The 18,870-nt window shown below is 43.3% G+C and carries 20 protein-coding genes; 6 read left to right on the plus strand and 14 right to left on the minus strand.

Annotated features, from left to right (window positions below; translation table 11 throughout):
* Positions 1–18: 18 nt before the first annotated feature.
* Entirely contained in the window at positions 19–837 is an 819-nt protein-coding gene (locus ACOV1R_RS01130; RefSeq protein ID WP_021356256.1) for a GntR family transcriptional regulator, read from the minus strand.
* 605 nt (positions 838–1,442) lie between these two features.
* On the opposite strand from ACOV1R_RS01130, the gene ACOV1R_RS01135 reads away from it, so the two are divergent.
* Both ACOV1R_RS01135 and ACOV1R_RS01140 read left to right on the plus strand, forming a co-directional pair.
* The gene (locus tag ACOV1R_RS01135) at positions 1,443–1,904 is read left to right on the plus strand and encodes a universal stress protein (protein ID WP_003642648.1); all 462 of its coding nucleotides are present in this window, start codon (positions 1,443–1,445) and stop codon (positions 1,902–1,904) included.
* A gap of 85 nt (positions 1,905–1,989) precedes the next feature.
* On the plus strand, positions 1,990–2,892 hold the full coding sequence (locus ACOV1R_RS01140) for an RluA family pseudouridine synthase (protein WP_128484971.1): 903 nt from the start codon (positions 1,990–1,992) through the stop codon (positions 2,890–2,892).
* A 164-nt stretch (positions 2,893–3,056) separates the two neighbouring features.
* Here the strand turns inward: ACOV1R_RS01140 and ACOV1R_RS01145 are convergent, their stop codons facing one another.
* From ACOV1R_RS01145 to ACOV1R_RS01155, 3 genes are all read right to left on the minus strand, one after another.
* Positions 3,057–4,211, minus strand: a complete 1,155-nt coding sequence (locus ACOV1R_RS01145) for a DUF6287 domain-containing protein (protein ID WP_217203101.1) — start codon at positions 4,209–4,211, stop codon at positions 3,057–3,059.
* Positions 4,212–4,305: 94 nt separating this feature from the next.
* Positions 4,306–5,181: a zinc ribbon domain-containing protein gene (locus tag ACOV1R_RS01150; RefSeq protein ID WP_015380705.1), complete on the minus strand. Its 876-nt coding sequence runs from the start codon at positions 5,179–5,181 to the stop codon at positions 4,306–4,308.
* 34 nt (positions 5,182–5,215) lie between these two features.
* Positions 5,216–6,334 carry a zinc ribbon domain-containing protein gene (locus ACOV1R_RS01155; RefSeq protein ID WP_027822333.1) on the minus strand — a complete coding sequence of 373 codons (1,119 nt, stop codon included), beginning with the start codon at positions 6,332–6,334 and terminating at the stop codon, positions 5,216–5,218.
* A gap of 402 nt (positions 6,335–6,736) precedes the next feature.
* Between ACOV1R_RS01155 and ACOV1R_RS01160 the strand changes: the two genes are divergently transcribed.
* Positions 6,737–7,057, plus strand: coding sequence for a helix-turn-helix domain-containing protein (locus ACOV1R_RS01160; RefSeq protein ID WP_003642643.1), 321 nt, complete (start codon positions 6,737–6,739; stop codon positions 7,055–7,057).
* A gap of 162 nt (positions 7,058–7,219) precedes the next feature.
* Here ACOV1R_RS01160 and ACOV1R_RS01165 read toward each other — a convergent pair whose 3' ends face one another.
* The 5 genes from ACOV1R_RS01165 to ACOV1R_RS01185 all read right to left on the minus strand — a co-directional run bounded on the left by ACOV1R_RS01165 (position 7,220) and on the right by ACOV1R_RS01185 (position 13,364).
* Positions 7,220–7,417, minus strand: a complete 198-nt coding sequence (locus ACOV1R_RS01165) for a DUF2929 family protein (RefSeq protein ID WP_003645904.1) — start codon at positions 7,415–7,417, stop codon at positions 7,220–7,222.
* Positions 7,418–7,626: 209 nt separating this feature from the next.
* Positions 7,627–8,775, minus strand: coding sequence for a glycosyltransferase (locus ACOV1R_RS01170; protein ID WP_043993034.1), 1,149 nt, complete (start codon positions 8,773–8,775; stop codon positions 7,627–7,629).
* A gap of 404 nt (positions 8,776–9,179) precedes the next feature.
* On the minus strand, positions 9,180–11,546 hold the full coding sequence (locus tag ACOV1R_RS01175) for a phosphoketolase family protein (RefSeq protein WP_003642640.1): 2,367 nt from the start codon (positions 11,544–11,546) through the stop codon (positions 9,180–9,182).
* Between the two features lie 229 nt (positions 11,547–11,775).
* On the minus strand, positions 11,776–12,624 hold the full coding sequence (locus tag ACOV1R_RS01180) for an alpha/beta hydrolase (protein WP_015380709.1): 849 nt from the start codon (positions 12,622–12,624) through the stop codon (positions 11,776–11,778).
* A gap of 14 nt (positions 12,625–12,638) precedes the next feature.
* Positions 12,639–13,364, minus strand: a complete 726-nt coding sequence (locus tag ACOV1R_RS01185; protein WP_003642638.1) for a GntR family transcriptional regulator — start codon at positions 13,362–13,364, stop codon at positions 12,639–12,641.
* A gap of 124 nt (positions 13,365–13,488) precedes the next feature.
* Here ACOV1R_RS01185 and ybaK point away from each other — a divergent pair, with 124 nt between their 5' ends.
* Positions 13,489–13,992 carry a Cys-tRNA(Pro) deacylase gene (gene ybaK / locus ACOV1R_RS01190; RefSeq protein WP_003642637.1) on the plus strand — a complete coding sequence of 168 codons (504 nt, stop codon included), beginning with the start codon at positions 13,489–13,491 and terminating at the stop codon, positions 13,990–13,992.
* A gap of 4 nt (positions 13,993–13,996) precedes the next feature.
* Positions 13,997–14,776 carry a hypothetical protein gene (locus ACOV1R_RS01195; RefSeq protein WP_015380710.1) on the plus strand — a complete coding sequence of 260 codons (780 nt, stop codon included), beginning with the start codon at positions 13,997–13,999 and terminating at the stop codon, positions 14,774–14,776.
* A gap of 172 nt (positions 14,777–14,948) precedes the next feature.
* Here ACOV1R_RS01195 and ACOV1R_RS01200 read toward each other — a convergent pair whose 3' ends face one another.
* The 3 genes from ACOV1R_RS01200 to ACOV1R_RS01210 all read right to left on the minus strand — a co-directional run bounded on the left by ACOV1R_RS01200 (position 14,949) and on the right by ACOV1R_RS01210 (position 17,065).
* Positions 14,949–15,605, minus strand: coding sequence for an HD domain-containing protein (locus ACOV1R_RS01200; protein ID WP_013355812.1), 657 nt, complete (start codon positions 15,603–15,605; stop codon positions 14,949–14,951).
* A gap of 9 nt (positions 15,606–15,614) precedes the next feature.
* Entirely contained in the window at positions 15,615–16,364 is a 750-nt protein-coding gene (locus ACOV1R_RS01205; protein WP_003642634.1) for a LytR/AlgR family response regulator transcription factor, read from the minus strand.
* A 176-nt stretch (positions 16,365–16,540) separates the two neighbouring features.
* Entirely contained in the window at positions 16,541–17,065 is a 525-nt protein-coding gene (locus ACOV1R_RS01210) for a DUF1836 domain-containing protein (RefSeq protein WP_003642633.1), read from the minus strand.
* 150 nt (positions 17,066–17,215) lie between these two features.
* Between ACOV1R_RS01210 and ACOV1R_RS01215 the strand changes: the two genes are divergently transcribed.
* Positions 17,216–17,578, plus strand: coding sequence for a hypothetical protein (locus ACOV1R_RS01215; protein WP_003644709.1), 363 nt, complete (start codon positions 17,216–17,218; stop codon positions 17,576–17,578).
* 270 nt (positions 17,579–17,848) lie between these two features.
* Here the strand turns inward: ACOV1R_RS01215 and ACOV1R_RS01220 are convergent, their stop codons facing one another.
* Entirely contained in the window at positions 17,849–18,268 is a 420-nt protein-coding gene (locus tag ACOV1R_RS01220) for an Hsp20/alpha crystallin family protein (RefSeq protein WP_003642631.1), read from the minus strand.
* 28 nt (positions 18,269–18,296) lie between these two features.
* On the minus strand, positions 18,297–18,638 hold the full coding sequence (locus tag ACOV1R_RS01225) for a hypothetical protein (RefSeq protein ID WP_003642630.1): 342 nt from the start codon (positions 18,636–18,638) through the stop codon (positions 18,297–18,299).
* Positions 18,639–18,870 lie beyond the last annotated feature (232 nt).

An 18,870-nucleotide genomic window follows, 5' to 3' on the forward strand; every position in this document is an offset into this window, starting at 1 on the left:
ATTCACAGCGGATAGTAATTAACCTACGATATACATAATCAGATTTCCTACCACGGCTGCTTTTCTATAGTAAATTATTTCTTTCTCTTCTATTCCACGTGTCTGCATATAAATCATTGGATCGCCAACATTTAAGTCAAATTCTTTCCGGTTACTTTTAGTAATTAACGCAGGTTGAGTATGTGAAAAGAAACTAGCCTTTAGTCCATACTTTTTAACCAAAAAAGGCATCAAATCATTATTAACAATCTCGCTGTTAAAAATACGTGGGAAGCGCTCAAAAGGTAAATAGACTTGTTCATGGAAGACAGGTCGATGATCTGCATAAACCATATAACGTAGATAATACAAATAAACATCGGAGTTTATTTCCATTACTTTTCGAACATCAGACTCCGAACCATCCACAATCAATTTAAACGCTTCAAGTCTTATTTCTGGAACAGCATTCATATTTTCAATTGCTTTGCGGACATCTAGGTAATGAATACCTAAATCAATGTCCTCTTTGTTTTTTACAAACGAACCTTGTCCTTGTTTTTTGTAAATATAATCTTTATTTTCCAGCTCTGCTAGTGCGCGTCTAACAGTAATCCGGGAAACATCATACTTTTCACCAAGTTTCTGCTCTGATGGTAACTTAGCATTTTCTACCAACTCACCAGACTCAATCTGACGAATCAAATCATTAAGCATGCTCTGATAAAGTGGAACAATTTTTGAACTAGCCATTTTGTTTTTATCTCCACGACTTGTCATGTTGTTATAACAACCTACATCAATATTAAACCACCCTATTCTCGATATGTCAACGCTTACATTGACGATCTTTTTCATGTTTTAGAGATTTCAGATGTTTTAATGCTAACAACAAACAAGTTTCTTTTCTTCGTTATAGTTATAAATACTTACATTTTACGTAAAGCAAACATATCAACTTTAGTTTAAACCTTATCACGGCCCGTTACGATTGCCAATTTGCGTAAAATAAAAGTCCAGCACTTTAATAGCCTAAATAAACTACTCACTGTTAATATTTATGATTAACAAAACATATAATGTTATTGTGACATCGTTTTGAGACGTCACAATTGCAAAATATAACACCATAACTATCCACTATTGTTAGAACATTCAAACAACCGTATCTCAATATATTAGTCGGTATTTCCTTAGTACATACTTCATAATTACGTATTTGTTTGCTAAAAGTTGAGTAATAACAGCTACATCAATCCCAATCTCTTCACTCGCAGATAATCATCACTGGTGCTAATACTCCTCGAAAAATGCTTTCCTTGCTATTGTTACTCAATTGCTACCTAACTTAGACACTCCAGCTAAACGTACCTAATCATAAATCGATTTTAAATGCTTACATTGCTGAAAATTAATGCTAAAATATAGTTATTAACTAGCCATATCAAACGGGGGTAACCATTATGTTACAACAATATCAAAATATCCTGGTACCAGTTGATGGCTCCAAGGCTACCGACGAAGTTCTTCGGCGGGGCATCGAAGTCGCTAAGCGTAACAAGACCCATCTCGACATTTTAAACGTGTTGGAAGTCAACCAATTTAGTGACACGTACGGCGGTGCGGTCAGTGGTGATGTCATCTACAAGTTGTCGGAAGACGTTCAAAAGCGCTTGGAAGAACTCAAGCAACAAACAATTGACGCTGGGGTGACCGACGTTGATGTCCATGTTCGTTTTGGTAATCCCAAAACGGTTATCGCGCGTGAATTTCCCGCTGACCACCATAATGAATTAATTATGATTGGTTCAACCGGCTTATCTGCCGTTGAACGTTTGATGGTCGGTTCCGTAACCACCTACGTCAGTCGCAACGCAATTTGTGACGTTTTGATCGTTAAGCCGACCGCTAAAAAAGAAGACTAACAAAAAAGTCTGGATACGTTCCAGACTTTTTTAGTGGTTTCCGTGCGTTGCCCGTCTTCTTCCCCGTTATAAAGGAGCTTTATTCATGACCTGGACTTATCAACTCACTATCCCGTCTAGTTTGAATCAACAGTCGATTCGGGCTTGCCTTCGGACTTGGCTGATTCCAAAGCGGATTCAGGGCCAGTTACGCCAAACGCGGCGGATTCAGCTGAACGGTACACCAACGTCGATTGCACAACTCGTCAATACTGGTGATTACCTGACGCTGACGTTTATCCCCAGTGACTTTCGGACTCCGACCTCGAACTATATTGCGGCTGCCACGGCCCCAGCCACGATTTTATATCAAAACAGCGATCTGTTAGTCGTTGATAAACCCGCTGGCGTGAAATCGCATCCTAATCAACCAGGTGAAACCGGATCAATTTTAAATGACCTAGCAGCCACACTCCAACCAACTCAGCAGGTGCCATACATGGTTCACCGGCTCGACCAGATGACTTCTGGTGCGATGCTAGTCGCATTGAACCCGGTCGTCGTCCCGATTTTAGACCGCTTAATCAGTGACAAGCAAATTCGCCGGACTTATTATGCCTGGGTACGTGGTCACTTTGCCACGCCAACTGGGCATTTCACCGCGCCAATCGGTCACGATGCTACCGACAAACGCAAACGCTGGGTCAACACGGCCGATGCCCAGCCAGCACTCACCGACTACGAAGTATGTGCAACAACCGCCCATCAGAGTTTAGTTAAACTGACCCTGCATACTGGCCGTACCCATCAGCTACGGGTCCACTTGGCCGCCAGTGACCACCCGATTATCGGTGATCCACTTTACGACTCGCAAGCGGAGTCGGCACCTCGGCTGATGTTACATGCCCAATTGTTGGATCTACAACTTCCATTTAGCACCACACGGGTGACGGTACCGGCCCCATTGCCAAGTTTATTTAATAGTCCGCATTTAATTGAGCGCTACTGACTAAGCAAGTTCAACTTCATTCAGCTGGCTACCGACGCTTGCCATCAAACTGTTATGAAAGTATCTATCTTGAAGGGTCCAAAAAGGAAGCTCAGTGAGCTTCCTTTTTTTGACACCTGCATATTTATCTTAGCCACAAAGAGCTTAATTATGCCTCTAAACTGTTAATTTGAGCGATAATAAATCTTATCACTTGGAATGTTTTGGGGATCATTTTGCGTTCCTAACGCCGCAATACGGTCCCGACTACTATCACCATTATTTAGGTCAGCATTATTTCCACCGGGCATAAATACCACATCATAAAGTCCGCCAGATGAGCCTGATATTGAAAAACTGCCTTGAAGCATGCTGGCACCGTTTGAGGTTTGATAAGTTAATTGTTGATGATACTTCAATCCATCAACCGTCTTAGAATTTCCTTGCTGATCATCTAATGATGGCACATCCATTTTGAGTTTAGTAATCGTCCCCGGAGTAGCGTCTTGCGTCAGGCCAAAATCTCTAAATTTCATCCGCTGATTATGAATCTTGATTTGATTTCCTTGTCCATTTTGCCAAGTCCCATTCAAACTTGAATAATCACCAGTTTTAATCTGGCCGAGCGCCATTGTCGACTTGCGGTTTCCCGTATTGGCGGCGGTCGTTTGACGTTCAAAAACTTTTACATAAGAATTATTACTTGTGCGCGTTATGATTCGCTCAGTATCCGTCTCAATGGTGGCAGGAACGTTATCACCCCAGCCACTGATTGCAACTCCCTTTGGATAAAACCAGTACGTGACGGCAGCTGCACCGATATCACCATCGATATGCAGTGCGCCTTTTTCCTGTTTGATGGTAGTAGTAACAGCCTCTTCATCACCATTCGCATCTTCAAATTTCCCGCTTGCTAAGGCCATTTCACCGTCACTGATTTTCGTGTCTTTTACGGTTAATTTAGCGCCAGCCTCGGGAGATTGCCAAACATCGCCCTTAGTATCATGCTTATTGACACTACTAGCAACTTCCTTCCAGTCACCTAACAAACTCCCATAGGAGCCCTGACTGATCTCATTAAGATTCATAGTCGTAGCCCCTCGTTGTTGAGACGTTATTTTTGTCGACTGAGAACTTGCGTTGACTGACGTACTCGTTGCCTTAGTTGCATCATTTGTTTTGTGCGCCTTATCAGTAATCACTTTGGGCTTCACTTTGACCACACTAACGCCATGCTTCTTATCCGCATGTGACGCTTGCGAGGCCTGCTGTGAGCTACCACAACCGCTAATAAATAACAGTAACAGCAGACTGATACAGACAGTTTCACTTTTTTTCAAAATCTGGTCCCCTTTTTTTCCGCTCTGAATCCATGGCATCGTCTCTTTAAAAATTAACTAATCCGTCACGGCGGTAATCCGACGGTACTAACGCTTACGAAAATAGTGACGATAGTTGTGAGAAAAGCATATTGCCACCTAAAACGGCTAATATCATGACATAAACAGATAGTGCAAAACCTAATGCGATTTCAGCAATGATTAACGCATAAAATTTGTCAATATGGGGCTTCACAACATTATCAATAATGATATAAATAAATGCCAGATTCATAATCCCGATGGTTGGGATCATAAAGAAGAACAATCCAGTCATGCCAGAAAAATTACCAGTTCCAGTGAGAATCGTCAAAAGCAACGTGAGTAGATTAAAGATTAGAATCAAATTCGTAATTGCTGCAAATTGATTGATAAAATCACTAAATTGCATCGAACCAGTATTAACAACGCGGCGAAAGGCATAGGCAATGCTAACATAAATCGCATATATCCCAAGAAACATGAAAAACACCAGCATACTCGTTTTTAGGATAAAGCTGCCAGCATGAATCGCAGCTTCCGAACTACCACCAGTCAATGAACTAGTAAAATCATTGGCGACATTTTGTGCCTTACGTAAGATTAACGCAATTGATAAAACCAGTAAAAAGGCCTCAAGACCGATCGAAGTTAGTCCAAAGTACCGATTAGTCGGTTCAATCGGATGACCGGGATGCCGGATCGTCATCTTAAACCACGAAAAGTAGCTTCCAGAGAACTTTTTGACATGTTGGACGGTATCTGTGGTCAAAATTTTATTGACGGTATCATCACTACTACGTTCAACCGTATTCTCGGATTCGGCAACTGACTGCCCTTGATCCGGAATTTCCTGGTTTGGGGCAACCACAGCACCACATTTCGGGCAAAACTTCGCCCCGGCTTTCAGTTGATTGCCACACTGCGAGCAAAAAAGTGCCTGCTTATTCATTTAAACATCCTCCAAATTAATCATAAATTTCTCGTTAATCATTTGAATCTACCGTTTCAAACTTACCGGTACTCGTGTTGTAGCGCGCTAGAATATCATTAACATCATCATATCGATAAGTATCTGCTAAATCATTAGTACCACTAACATAGCATTTAATTTCATACACATCCGTGTGTGGTTCACTCGCCGTATAATCATAATCACTAATATCCCCACCGGTAGCCGCGGCAATTTCTGACATAGCTGTCTGAGCTGAACTAGACAAATCATCATAAGCACTGCCCGTACCACTCTGCGATTCATTCTCGCTGTTGATTAAACTCGAGTCTGATTCATCACTGGCAGTGGTAGCTTTGGTGTCAGTATTCGCCGTTGACGTTGTCGCTGCCTTTTTATTCGCAACTAACGAAATTAATTCATGGACGTTCGCGTGCCCCATCAGATTAACCTTGTGCGTGATTGTCGTGTCAGAATTACTTAGTTTAAACATATAGGTCCCCGGAAACAGCGGACCAACCTTATAAGTGGCATGCGCACTTTCGGTGGTCACCAATTCGATGTCATTTGCTTCCAGTGTGGCATTTTTTAGATTGGTCGTGATTAACGGCTGCATCGTGGTGACGCGTAATTTGTAAGTTGGGAATAGTGTCCACTTAGTTCCGATTTGCTTAACAACAAACGTGTGATCACTAGAATAACCGTTATGCTGTAAGTCTGTTTTCAGATCTTGTGCGTACTGGGGATGTTTTTGGATATAGGTCATTAAGGGCTTTACGGACTGTTTTGTGATTTTTAACCCAGTATTATCGCTAACTAAGTGTTTCGACAATGTCGTGGGCTTATTACTAGTCATCATTTCGACTTCCGCGGCAATCTGCTGATTTTTACCAGTGTGATATTGATAAAACCCAAATCCACCTCCCACAATAATGACGACTGCGAGCACGTTTCCACTGATTCGCAACCACCTTGATTGCTGCGTCTTAGCTGGTTTATGAGCTTGATATTGCCTTGAATCCCCGAGTTTCTGCTCCGTTCCACTGGCTTGCGTTCGTTCAGCACTGTCAATATGAGTCAGATCCGCTCCGCAATTTTCGCAAAAAACATTATCAGCCTCATTTTCATGCTGACAATTTGGACATATTTTCATTTTTGGTACACTCCTCCATTAATTTGACATCCGATGAAATAAGCTCCTCCCAACACTCTGATTTCTATTCTGCTTTGCAAGCTATACTAATTATTTAATAGCGTTATAGCAAAGCTTTAATAACATTATATACGACTAAAAGAAGTATTTAAAGACCTTTATAGTATGTTGCTATTTTATCATTAACCGTAACCTAATAATTGCTTTGTCACATTCAACGGATCACAAATTCAGCATGAGTTCGATAACTGAAAGCAAAGTAACGTGATTTAATTAGCATCACGTATCAAAAGCTTTAATGACCTTATAACGGTACTTATAAGGTACTTACAGCTCTGTTTCAAGCATAGCGAAACCTCTAAAATTAGTGCTAAGACGCTTAATGGATTAAGGAGGATTCCCATGTTAACCGAGATAGGCAAAATCATTCGGCAACGCCGACAGCAACACGGCATCACCATCGAGCAATTGGCCGAACAATCGAATGTTTCAATCTCGCTAATTTCTCGACTCGAACGTGGTAAGGTCGATAACATTAAACTACAAAGTTTGACCGCAATCGCTGAAACTCTGAATTTAAAAATAGCGGACTTCTTTCGCGACGAGCTTCTCCAATCACCTAATGTTGTTGCATTACTCGACTACCTGAGTGATCTGCCAGCCCATCAACGTGAAGAACTTGCCGGTACGTTACTCAAACTACTCCGACTATCCAAATCGTGAGCATTTGCGCAACGCACTCCGGACAGTTAGTTCACCATTGAACCCCGTGATTCATCTACACTAAAAAATGATTCACCTTCCTCTGACAAGAAGGCGAATCATTTTTAATTTATCAAGCTTGTTAACGGTCGGCTAAGCGCCCTTAAAGCCAGCATACAGTTCTTAATGGTGCGTTGTCACTAATAACCCACTCATCACTGCCAATATGATACCCACCGCCATGGCTTTGAGTGGTTCACGAACGATGGGGGTGGCGGTCAAAGCCTCGACCATCGCCCCACCTAAATACGTTACAACGAGCCCCAATACGGCGCCCCAAAAGATTGTGACTAGTAAACTAGCCAGCCACGTTGTCTTCAATAGCAAGCTCCTCCAATGCGGTCAGGCACGGCTGACCTTTTGATTGAGTGTATCAAAGTCGTCACGCGTTTGCAAATTGATTAATAGAATTCATAATTTTTATATAATAGTTCTATCCAAAGAAAATCCCCACCATCAATGACAAAAAAGCTCAGCACCAACCATTCAGGTCCTAGGTACTGAGCGATTATCATGACCGCTATGACAGGCTAATGTCCCCCACTACTCAAATCCGCAGGCCAATTTGATTCGACGACCGTTTGCGGAACATATTGGCGATTCAATAGTGCCAGCCACTGCCGGACAATCTTGCTCAAGGTAAAGTCATGACTGCGTTGCCGAGCGCGCGCGGCATATTCAGCGCGACATTCAAAATCAGTTAACAGTGGCATTAAGCCAGTAATCAGAGCATTCACATCGCGGGCCGGAGTCAACACACCGTACTGGCCACCCTGCAAGTACTCGGCTGAGCCAGTATTCCACATTGAGACGATCGGTAACCCCATCGTCATCGCTTCCCCCATAACTAATGGCATCCCTTCCCAACGCGAAGTCATCATGAAGACACTCGCCTGTTGATAATGCGCCCGTAACTCAGTATCTTTCAGTGCACCCCGATAAATAATGCGGTCACGAACATCGAGTTCAGCCATCAACCGATTGAACGTTGCTAATTGGTCTTCGGGACCAGTCCCCGCGACTGCAATTTGCCAATCATCGGGCAAGGCTCGCGCAACTGTCAACAAATAATCGAGCCCCTTATGTTGCAGGTCAATACGACCAGTGTAGGCAATGATATGTTGCGCCAAGTCGGCCTGCTGACCATGAGCTTGCATGGTCGGTGGATTATAGAACTTGACCGTATGGGCGTTAAAACGTGAGTAGCCTTCCCAATCATAATCGGTCAATGTCACGACCGTATCAGCCGCTAAGAGCCCTGCGACCAGTTCATCTTGCATTTGGACGTAATACTGATTGAGGTAGATATCAACATTATTGTGCATCCACGCAATGACATTGACCCGTGGAAAACGCTGTTTGATTGCCGGAGCAAAACTCGTCAGTAAACCTCCCGGGAGAATAACGGCATCGTAAGCTCCCGACCCAATCGTCGTGAGTAAATCATCTATTTGAGGCGCATAAACGGTCAACGGATCAGCGCCAAAGTAATTAAGTACCGTCGCACTTGCAGGCCGGCGCGCCGTGATAAGCGGTGCGCTCAGTTCATAGAAAGACCGGGGTTGGGCCAAGGAGTAAAAGGCAACTTCGGCTTGCGAGGTCAACGCATTGCCGAGGACCGTCGCCGCTCGTTTGACACCATCCATCACTAAATTCTCGACTGTTATCAAAATTTTCATTAGCATCGTTGACTGGCGATTAAACAACCAGTCGCTCCTTTCCACATAAACTCGGTTCATGGAACCGGAATCGACGATGTTAGGCTGAGCTGATTGCGTCAGACCCGTTCATCCTTAACTAATCACCATCACTAGTATCAGCTTAGGTAGCGTTATTATAACAGGAATAATTAAAAACCAATTAAAATATGCTCACAATTCACATTATGCTAGTCATTGCAAGTTGCTTCTTGATTAAACGTCAGTTAGCTAGGTTCTGATTAAGACGTCATAGGCTACATTCCAGCACCAATCAGCACTTGTGACAGTATCCAATCGACACAATTAATAGCGCACAAAAATAGCGTTGCTACTGGAGGCACAGGCCAGTAGCAACGCTATTTTCAAATTAAGATTTTAACTGCTTATTTTAAACCCTTCCATTGCCAATCATTAACTTCTGGCAAGTCAGTTCCGGCATCCCGGATATAGGCATTGTGTTTAGCAAGCATATTATCCATGGATTGAACGAAGGCCGCACCAGTGTTTTCCATTGCTGGTTGCGCCGCAATTGCCGACTTAGCTAAGTCGAAGCGGTCCATCTGGTTCATGACCCGTACGTCGAATGGTGTGGTAATATCACCATTTTCACGGTAACCGTGGACGTATAAGTTATGGTTGTGACGATCAAAGAAGATGTCACGAACTAAGTCTTCGTAACCGTGGAAAGCAAAGACCACTGGTTTGTCCTTAGTAAAGTAATGGTCAAACTCAGCATCTGACAAGCCCCGCGGATCCTTTTCAGGACTACGTAACTTCAAGATGTCGACCACGTTCACGAAACGAATCTTCATCTCTGGAAAACTGTCGTGTAGTAATTGGATGGCAGCCAACGTTTCAAGCGTTGGTTCCGTCCCAGCAGCTGCAAAGACAATGTCTGGTTCGCTACCTTGGTCCGTACTTGCCCAATCAATGATACCAAGACCATTGTCAACTAATTGCTTAGCTTCTTCAATGCTGAACCATTGTTGACGTGGGTGTTTTGACGTAACCACGTAGTTGATCTTTTCTTGGCTCCGGAAAATGACGTCACCGACAGCTAATAACGTGTTGGCATCGGCTGGTAAATATTCACGAATGTATTCTGGTTTCTTTTCGGCCAAATGAGTTAATGCACCTGGATCTTGGTGGGTATAACCATTATGGTCTTGTTGGAATACAGTTGAAGCCGCGATAATGTTAAGTGATGGGTACTTTTTACGCCAATCAAGTTCATTGGCTTTACGTAACCACTTGAAGTGTTGCGTCAACATTGAGTCCACAACGCGTAGGAAGGCTTCATAACTGGCAAATAACCCATGACGTCCAGTTAAGACGTAACCTTCTAACCAACCTTCAGCTTGGTGTTCAGATAACTGAGCATCTAAGACCCGGCCAGCTGGTGCTTCATATTGGTCACTATCTGGATGAATGTCTTCCATCCATTGACGATTAGTGGTTTCGAAGACACCATATAAACGGTTAGACATGGTTTCATCAGGTCCGAACAACCGGAAGTTATCAGGATTTTTCTTGATGACATCCCGCAAATAGTCTGACCAAACGATCATATCTTGCTTAACATTCGCGCCTTCTTTGGACGTATCGACCGCATAATCACGGAAGTTTGGTAAGTTCAAGGCTTTCGGATCGACCCCACCATTGGTGATTGGGTTAGCAGCCATCCGACTGTCCCCAGTAGGAATAATTTCTTTAATATCATCCTTCAAAGAGCCATCTTCATTGAAGAGTTCTTTTGGTTGATATGATTCGAGCCAATCAACTAAAGCATCCGCATGTTCCATGTCATTTTGATCAACAGGAATCGGAATTTGATGAGCACGGAATGAACCTTCGATCTTATCACCGTCCCATGACTTCGGACCAGTCCAGCCCTTAGGTGCGCGGAAGACAATCATTGGCCATACTGGCAATGTCGCATCGTCATTTTCGCGAGCATGCTTCTGGATTGCCTTGATCTTTTCAACGGCTTCATCCATGGCCTTAGCTAAGGCTGGGTGAACCTTTTCAGGATCGTCACCTTCAACGAAGATTGGTTCCCAATTCATGCTTTCGAAGTATTCCTTAATCTTAGCATCAGAAGTCCGACCAAAAATCGTTGGGTTAGAAATCTTAAAACCATTTAAGTTCAAGATTGGTAAAACAGCCCCGTCGTTGATTGGGTTAATGAACTTCGTTGATTGCCATGAAGTTGCTAATGGACCCGTTTCGGATTCCCCATCACCAACAACAACCGCGGCGATTTCGTCAGGATTGTCAAGAATTGCCCCAACCCCGTGTGAAATTGAGTAACCAAGTTCGCCACCTTCATGGATTGAACCGGGTGTTTCAGGTGCCGCATGGGAAGCAACCCCACCTGGGAATGAGAATTGCTTGAAGAGCTTTTGCATCCCTTCAACATCCTGCGTAATTTCTGGATAAATATCGGTGTAAGTACCGTCAAGGTAAGAGTTTGAAACCATCACTTGACCACCATGACCTGGACCTTCAACGTAGAACATCTTCAAACCGTACTTGTTGATGACCCGGTTAAGATGAGCATAGATAAAGTTTTGACCGGCAATCGTCCCCCAGTGACCAATTGGATGAACCTTAACGTCACTGGCCTTCAATGGCCGTTGTAATAGTGGATTATCTTTTAAATAAAGTTGACCAACTGATAAGTAGTTGGCAGCACGCCAGTACTTATCAACTTTTTGCAAATATGCTGGTGATGAGTAATCTGTTGTCATTTCAAAAACACTCCTTAATTTGCTTTTCACTTGAACGCTAACTGTTTAAATGTTTTCGTTTACAAGTTCTATTTTAACAACTCATTTCAAAAAATCAACCTTTTTGTTAATTGGAACGGTCCAATTTTATAAATTAAAACAAAAAAACAAGGCTCATCCCTTGGGACACCTTGCTTTTAGATTAATATATTTTTTAATAATTTGTACGCAGAATGATTGAAGCAGCCCATCAATTAGCTTTAATATGCCCAGAATTAACACCGGCGCCCTGATTAGTTAGTGGCAACCAGTTCAGTGCTTTTAATAGATAGCGGTCCCAGAAATCCCACTCGTGCGCTCCAGAACCGACCAAATATTCATGCGAAACTTTTTTGGTCGTTAGAAAATGATCAAATTCATCATTCGCTGACTTTAAGCCGTCCTGATCGCCAATCGCCATAAAAATCGCGGGTAAAGCGACGTGAGCTGCCAGTAATTTAGTTACGAGCACTTGCAGGTTTAATTCCGAATGACCAGCAGCTGCTAGATCTGGGCCAAAAACGCCATGCTGATATGCGACTGTTTCCGCAAACCACTGAGGCTTTGCCGGTAACTTTTCCATTCCGGGTCGCACATTCAGTCCGGCTGATAAACTCACAATGGCCCCAAAAGTATCGTGAAATTTTAGTCCGTTATACAGCGCCCCGTAACCACCCATTGATAATCCGCCAATAAAAGTTTGGTCACGCTGGTGTGATAGTGGAAACGTCCGGCGTGTAAAATCAATCAATTCCTGACCAATAAATTGACTATACGTCTCCCCAGACCAAGGATGATCAGTATAGAAACTATTCTCGCCCGCTGGCATCACGACAGCCAGATTCCGTTCGTCGGCCCAGCGCTGGATTCGTGTGCCACTAATCCAGTCGACTTCACTACCTAAGATACCGTGCAATAAGTACAGGGTGGCAAACGGACCCTGAATCGGGCGCGGCACGCCCTGCTCATCTGGAACCAATTTATCAGTTGGTAAACACACCATCAGGGGAACGGTCCGGTGTAAACTAGCCGCCATAAAATTAATACGAATCAGTGCCATGACACCTCAGACTCCTAACTATTCGTTGACACAAACGTTGTATACTTCATATATTGATAATGTAATCGCATATTAGACACTTCAAAGGGTGTCCCATCATCTAAAAAGAAGATCCCACTCATCAGGCCCACCGGTTCATTCGGCTGCAAATGTAGCAACTCTTGATCAGTCGTATTGGACGCATCGGCCGCAATCGATAAGAATGATTTGGTCACTGCGGCGTGCAAGGTCTTTTGCACGTAATTAAAGATCGATCCACTGACCACTTGTCGGTTCAACTGGGGCACAAGCTTGATTGGAATATAGCCACTTTCAATCATGAAAGGCTGGTCATCCAGTAATCGCAGCCGTTTGATTTCATAAACAAACTCGTCAGCAGTTAAAAATAAGTCTTGTTGCAACTCTTGACTTGCAGGAATGACGCGAAAGTCTAATAATTGAATACTGGGCTTAGCACCCTCAGTATTTAAACTGTCCGTAATTCCTAGGTTAGTTCCTTCATACTTAAACGAAGATTGATTTTTAAGATATAATGGATTAATGAACGTTCCCGAACCCCGCTTCTTGAAAATCAGGCCCTTATTGGCTAGCACGTTAAGCGCGCGCTTAATCGAGCTACGACTTACCTGATACTGTTCGCTAAGACTACGTTCATCTGGAAGCTTCTTATCAACAAATTCATTCGCCATGATCCGTTTATTGAGATCATTGATGACTTGTTGATAAACTAGGTCAGCCATTGTAATCCCTCCTTTGAGGTTATTTCATACCTCAAGTATAGCAGAATTAATGGCGTTTGGGTGAATTGTTCCGGCCCATTTATAAAATTGGACCGTATTTTTAATAAATGTGAGGTTAACAATAATGTCAAAAAAGAAGAAAAAAGATCAATTAGGTAAAACACTTGTTGAAAAGATTTTGGATAAAGCAAATATCAGCTATCAACAATATGAATTCCCAACCGAAACGGAAGGCGACGTTCAACAATTACAAGTCGACCACCTCGGTGTTGACGAACATCATATCTACAAGACCTTAGCGCTGATTGGTAACAAGACCGGTCCCGTCGTCGGCGTCTTGCCGTTAGATGAGCACCTCAGCTATAAAAAATTGGCTAAGCTATCCGGCAACAAAAAAGTTGGCATGATTCCATTAAAGGACTTGGAACGGACTACCGGATACCAACACGGCGCCAACACACCAGTTGGTATTTGGGAAACTAAGAAGTTTCCCATCTACTTAGACGAGACCGCTAAGCAGCAAGGTAAGATTCTCGTATCTTCGGGTAAAATCGGGCGTTCAATTGAAATCGACGCTGATGATCTACGCAAGCTCGTGCACGGCACTTTTGGTCCAATAACGGAGTAGCCTCGTGGATAACTTGATCAAGAATAACGGCATCGTCTTGCTGGTCATCATTGGTTTACCCGGACTATTTGCTTGGTTACTGACGATTATCAACCGACAAACCAAAGCGAATCTGGTCAACCACTACGGTATTAACAGTCAGGTCTACTGTGGTTTTCTGGGCATCATCATCCACGAGCTTAGCCATCTAATCCTCGCACTGATTTTTCGCCACGGCATCCAATCGGTCCGGCTGCTCAAACGCCCTCACCTCCATCCTGAAGATGAGTCGGCGGATGATCTGGCACTAGGCTATGTTAACCATACTTGGAATCGGCACAGCCGGTATCAAGTCATTGGTAACCTGTTCATTGGTGTCGCCCCCATCTTCGGATGCACAGCGGCACTCCTTGGACTAGACTGGCTACTCGCTCCTGGCCTATTTCAAGCCATCTTCAAATTAGCTGATACACCCGAACAACCACAATGGGCTGCAAGTTTTCACTCGTTAACCAGTACGCCAACGAGTTGGTGGCAACTATTAATGTTGCTCTTTCTAACCCTCGTCATTGTGATTGGTGGCTTCGATCTAAGTCCCGCTGACTATCAGAATAGTGCGATCGGGTTGTATAGCACCATCGTCATCATTATCGTGCTGACTACCTTACTGACGTTCATCGGTATCACCGGTTGGATCCATACGTTAGTTACTTGGGGACTAATGGTCGCCATTATCTTGGGTTACTCACTACTCGTGTCCCTACTAGTCATGTTGGTAACCCATCTTCTGACCAACCGTGCCTGATTTAGATTGCCAGCCTTAAAACCAGAATAAGAGCTAAAAAGGCCATCACAAGAATTCACGATACATTCTTGTGATGGCCTTTTTCGTTAGCCAATATAAATGGTAATTGCATCATCTGATAACATGATCTCAGCTCAAAGAACTAGTGACTCAACTAGACGTAGGGATGCCATTACGCCTTATCATCCGCCGTCCACTCAGCCTTAAATTGGTCAACAAACTCGTGCATCACCGCTGTCCGGTGGGCTGCCAGTGCTTTGGCAGTATCCGTATTCATGAGAGCTGCTAACTTGAACAACTTTTCATAGAAGTGATTGATAGCCGTGCCGGGCTGGTGTCGATATTGTTCACGCGTCATATGTTCACGTGGCGCAATTGCCGGGTCATAGATTTTTTCACCGACATGACCTGAATAATACAACGCCCGGGCGATCCCGATAGCGCCAATCGCGTCTAACCGATCCGCATCCTGAACGACTTGCCCTTCAAGACTTAATTTTTGAGGGCCGTTGAAGGATTTGCTGAATGACATGTGATCAATAATTGCAAAAATAGCCGTTTGATCGGCAGCCGTAACATTTTGCGCGTTCAATTGAGCAATCAAATCTTGATGCGCCTTCGCTGGGTCGGCCATCAATTTATCGTCGATCACATCATGCAGCCAAGCTGCCGCTAAAGTCAGATTTAAATTTGCCCCTTCGGCTTTTGCCAGCCGGCGTGCTAGCCGGTTGACCCGCTGCAAATGATCGCGACCATGCCCACTATGATCGTGAGCAAGCTTTTGCAAAGCATACGTTTGAATTGCCGTTAATTGTGTTTCAGTTATCATACACTCATCCTATCCCTGGGTCTGGTAGTACGCCCGTAACTTCTTGATCGTTCCCCGGCTAAAGGTCAAGTGATCATGATTGTCCATACTAATCACGCCCTTATTAAAATCAACCGTAATCACATGGTCAAGGTTGAGGGCATAACTTTGAAACTCATTAAAAAAATGCATCGCTGTCAGTTGTTCCTTAATCGTATTTAAATTCTTATGTACGACATAGGACTGGGTCGTCGTCACGATTCGCGTGGTCCGCAGCCCATGTTCCTTCTCACAGTAGATGATATCTTTAAGCTTCAGCGTTAATAATAACGCACCACTTCGAATCGTTAAAGTCGGTTCAGCAGATTGCTGTAACATACCTAACCGTTTTTTTACGACTTGTAGGACTCTTTGTACTTCTGGAACAAACTTTGCCTTATCGAACATATTTGTTTTTGAAATAAACCCGGTTGGTGTTGTCATCGCACTCAACGTATCCGGGATCATGTCATCACGCACCGTCACATAGACAATAAACCCATCAGGATCATAATCACGAATCTTAGAGGCCAATTGAATGCCATTGATTTCGCGTTGTAAAACGATATCTAAAAAATAAAGATTTGGTCCGCCGCCATCCTTTACCGCCGCTAACACATCGGTCGGCTGCCATACTGAGACTAACTCATAATTAAAGTGCAATGCCTCCAGCTGTGCCGTAATGATGTCGTTTAACCAGAGACGCTGTTGTTCTTGATCGTCACTGATAAACACCTTCATATCAATCACTCTTCCCAATGTAAAGCAGATTAACAAACAAACCACTGTTGATCCACTCTATCCCAATTTAAATTGCTTACAATCATTTTATATGATACTAAAGCCCCGTCATTCCAGCAACCAAAAAAACACGTATGGACCAAATAACTGACATTACTTGGTCCACCGCATTCAGCTTATTTTTCAATTTGTTGTGGCTTGGTCTGTACTTGATTAAGTCGCAATAATTCATCCGTGCGCAATTTATTAACAATCAGTTGAGCCGCTGCGGTTGTTAAACTGTGACTGAGATCCTGATCAGAAATCGTAATTGGATCATCGGGATGATGAAGTTGATTCGTTAATACCGTAATAAAATTGTCGTAAGCTCGCTTGGGATAGCCAGTCGCAGTCACTTGGTCGATTCCCTGACGAATTTTATCCAGTGGATAACTCGGTTTTAGTAAGCTAATGACAATAATATCCGCCAATTGCATAATTTGATATTTCTTCTTGACTGGTGACAAGATCACTTTATGTTTGACATAATTATTGATCATTGCGGCAGTAACTGGATCAGCACCTAATGGCTGCAACGTTTCATTAATTAATAATAGGACCTGATCCATATATAAGTCAAAGTTCGGTAACTCGATCCACTTCGGCAGAATCACCTTTGCCATGCGGGCTTGCCAATCTGCATAAGTCTCATTAGCTGCCATGCTGCGTCCTCCTCTGATAAATAGGTTACATTAATTATACCTAGATTAACTAGTCTTGTAAACTAGATGACATTGTAAATCACATTAATTTCTGAATATGGTATCATTTATGGGTTAATGCAAATACAAATGAAAAGTAGGTTATGTAGTATGTATGAAATGACCAAAAAGCTCCGTGTCGGTGATGATGTTAAAGAATTGATTCCACAAGCAGTGATTGCCGGACTTTGGGACCGTCTCAAAGCGATGCGCAAAGAGAAATTATTGATTGATAGCACGATGGCCATCATGTTCAGTGACGACTACGAAGACAATAAAATTTTCTTCATGACACTTCAAAAATCCGGCTCATTCGCCAATGAATATGAAATGGCCTATGATGGGCCCAAAGACTTCCTCGGCCATGGGACGATTGTTATTATCAAAGACCGTCCCCGTACGATTCAAATGAGCATCTCGGACGCTAATAAAGCTGAAGACACCAATGACGATGCGACTGATGAGCAAAAGTAGGCTCGCACTTTAAATCACATCATGATTGCTAATAAGCTGCTCAGGTGGTGACCGATGTTCACTGACTACCCCGCGCTGAATTGGTACCTGGTTATGCTACAGACTTTCAGATTCGTGCTCACTAGGTTGTCACGACTGATTGCTAGCTCTGTCAACTAGTTGAGACAGCACCTTGCTAACAGCACCCCTAAGTGTGCAAAAAAATCCGTTGCCATCAATGTGTATGTATCGAATAAAAGCACCGTCAGAATTCGCTGACGATGCTTTTATTTATTGTATTTCTATCTTACCTTCGCTATCCGCAACGGTTTTTGGCAACGTCACGGTCAGCAGTCCTGCTTGATAATGCGCTTGAATCTCTTCGCGCACGACATTCGTTAGATGAAACTTCCGGGTAAAGTCCGCGTCCATCCGTTCGCGATGGAGTACGCGCCCGTCATCGTTACGATCGTCTTGCGACCGGTGCGCCCGAATAGTTAGCCATTCGTCAGCATACTTCACCGTAATAGCGTCCTTATCAAAACCGGGTAATTCTGCCGTTACGGTGTAATCATCGTCATGTTCAACCACGTCCGTTTTCATCCCAACGTGTGCGTTTAAGACGTTCTCTGCTTCCCGGTGAGCCCGCTTCAATAATTTGGTGGGCTTTAGTAGATCATCCAGATGATGACCGAATAATTGCTGGCGCATGTCAATAACCTCCGTATCAAATCAATTCTTAGTAAGCCTGTTGGTGAATGGCTTCAGCAAGTAAATCTAAGGCATGGTCACGCGTGCCAACTTGATCCATATCAAAGATGATTGAGTCAATGTCGCCACCCTTGAAATCAAATTGTTCGAAGTAGATGTACGGGTCTTCGCCTTCCACTTTTAGGAAAGCGGCTTCAATCTTTTGATCAAAACCGGCCGCCCAATCCGCATCGTCCATCTGATTGAAATCTGCACGGGTCACGTAACCACGGTCACGAATTAAATCCATCGCTTTTTTGACATCACTATCTTGATAAACCAATTTCTTCGAATCCTCATGAATCTTAGTTTTCGTTTCTACTGGCATCATTAAAGATCTCCCTTTACTTGGTATACCCTTAGTTTAGCACCATTCATTGGAAACGTTAACCATCTTTCTCGCGATTGCATTATTGGCGCTTAAAAGATTGCCAGCAGGCCCGCTGACTACGATAGACCAATTAATTAACCGTCACGGGGGCTGACAAAACGGGTGATAGGCCTTATAATATTAGCTACTTCGCGTTATACTTAAAGTAACTAATATTTATGAAATGAGGAAT

This window comes from Lactiplantibacillus sp. YT640, assembly GCF_049745435.1.
In the GTDB taxonomy this organism is placed as follows: domain Bacteria; phylum Bacillota; class Bacilli; order Lactobacillales; family Lactobacillaceae; genus Lactiplantibacillus; species Lactiplantibacillus plantarum.

Excerpts from the sequence above, each read along its gene's own strand:
- ACOV1R_RS01130 (WP_021356256.1), bottom strand. The coding sequence starts at position 837 with ATGAAAAAGATCGTCAATGTAAGCGTTGACATATCGAGAATAGGGTGG.
- ACOV1R_RS01135 (WP_003642648.1), top strand. The coding sequence starts at position 1,443 with ATGTTACAACAATATCAAAATATCCTGGTACCAGTTGATGGCTCCAAG.
- ACOV1R_RS01140 (WP_128484971.1), top strand. The coding sequence starts at position 1,990 with ATGACCTGGACTTATCAACTCACTATCCCGTCTAGTTTGAATCAACAG.
- ACOV1R_RS01150 (WP_015380705.1), bottom strand. The coding sequence starts at position 5,181 with ATGAATAAGCAGGCACTTTTTTGCTCGCAGTGTGGCAATCAACTGAAA.
- ACOV1R_RS01155 (WP_027822333.1), bottom strand. The coding sequence starts at position 6,334 with ATGAAAATATGTCCAAATTGTCAGCATGAAAATGAGGCTGATAATGTT.
- ACOV1R_RS01160 (WP_003642643.1), top strand. The coding sequence starts at position 6,737 with ATGTTAACCGAGATAGGCAAAATCATTCGGCAACGCCGACAGCAACAC.
- ACOV1R_RS01170 (WP_043993034.1), bottom strand. The coding sequence starts at position 8,775 with ATGAAAATTTTGATAACAGTCGAGAATTTAGTGATGGATGGTGTCAAA.
- ACOV1R_RS01175 (WP_003642640.1), bottom strand. The coding sequence starts at position 11,546 with ATGACAACAGATTACTCATCACCAGCATATTTGCAAAAAGTTGATAAG.
- ACOV1R_RS01180 (WP_015380709.1), bottom strand. The coding sequence starts at position 12,624 with ATGGCACTGATTCGTATTAATTTTATGGCGGCTAGTTTACACCGGACC.
- ACOV1R_RS01185 (WP_003642638.1), bottom strand. The coding sequence starts at position 13,364 with ATGGCTGACCTAGTTTATCAACAAGTCATCAATGATCTCAATAAACGG.
- ybaK (WP_003642637.1), top strand. The coding sequence starts at position 13,489 with ATGTCAAAAAAGAAGAAAAAAGATCAATTAGGTAAAACACTTGTTGAA.
- ACOV1R_RS01200 (WP_013355812.1), bottom strand. The coding sequence starts at position 15,605 with ATGATAACTGAAACACAATTAACGGCAATTCAAACGTATGCTTTGCAA.
- ACOV1R_RS01205 (WP_003642634.1), bottom strand. The coding sequence starts at position 16,364 with ATGAAGGTGTTTATCAGTGACGATCAAGAACAACAGCGTCTCTGGTTA.
- ACOV1R_RS01210 (WP_003642633.1), bottom strand. The coding sequence starts at position 17,065 with ATGGCAGCTAATGAGACTTATGCAGATTGGCAAGCCCGCATGGCAAAG.
- ACOV1R_RS01215 (WP_003644709.1), top strand. The coding sequence starts at position 17,216 with ATGTATGAAATGACCAAAAAGCTCCGTGTCGGTGATGATGTTAAAGAA.
- ACOV1R_RS01220 (WP_003642631.1), bottom strand. The coding sequence starts at position 18,268 with ATGCGCCAGCAATTATTCGGTCATCATCTGGATGATCTACTAAAGCCC.
- ACOV1R_RS01225 (WP_003642630.1), bottom strand. The coding sequence starts at position 18,638 with ATGATGCCAGTAGAAACGAAAACTAAGATTCATGAGGATTCGAAGAAA.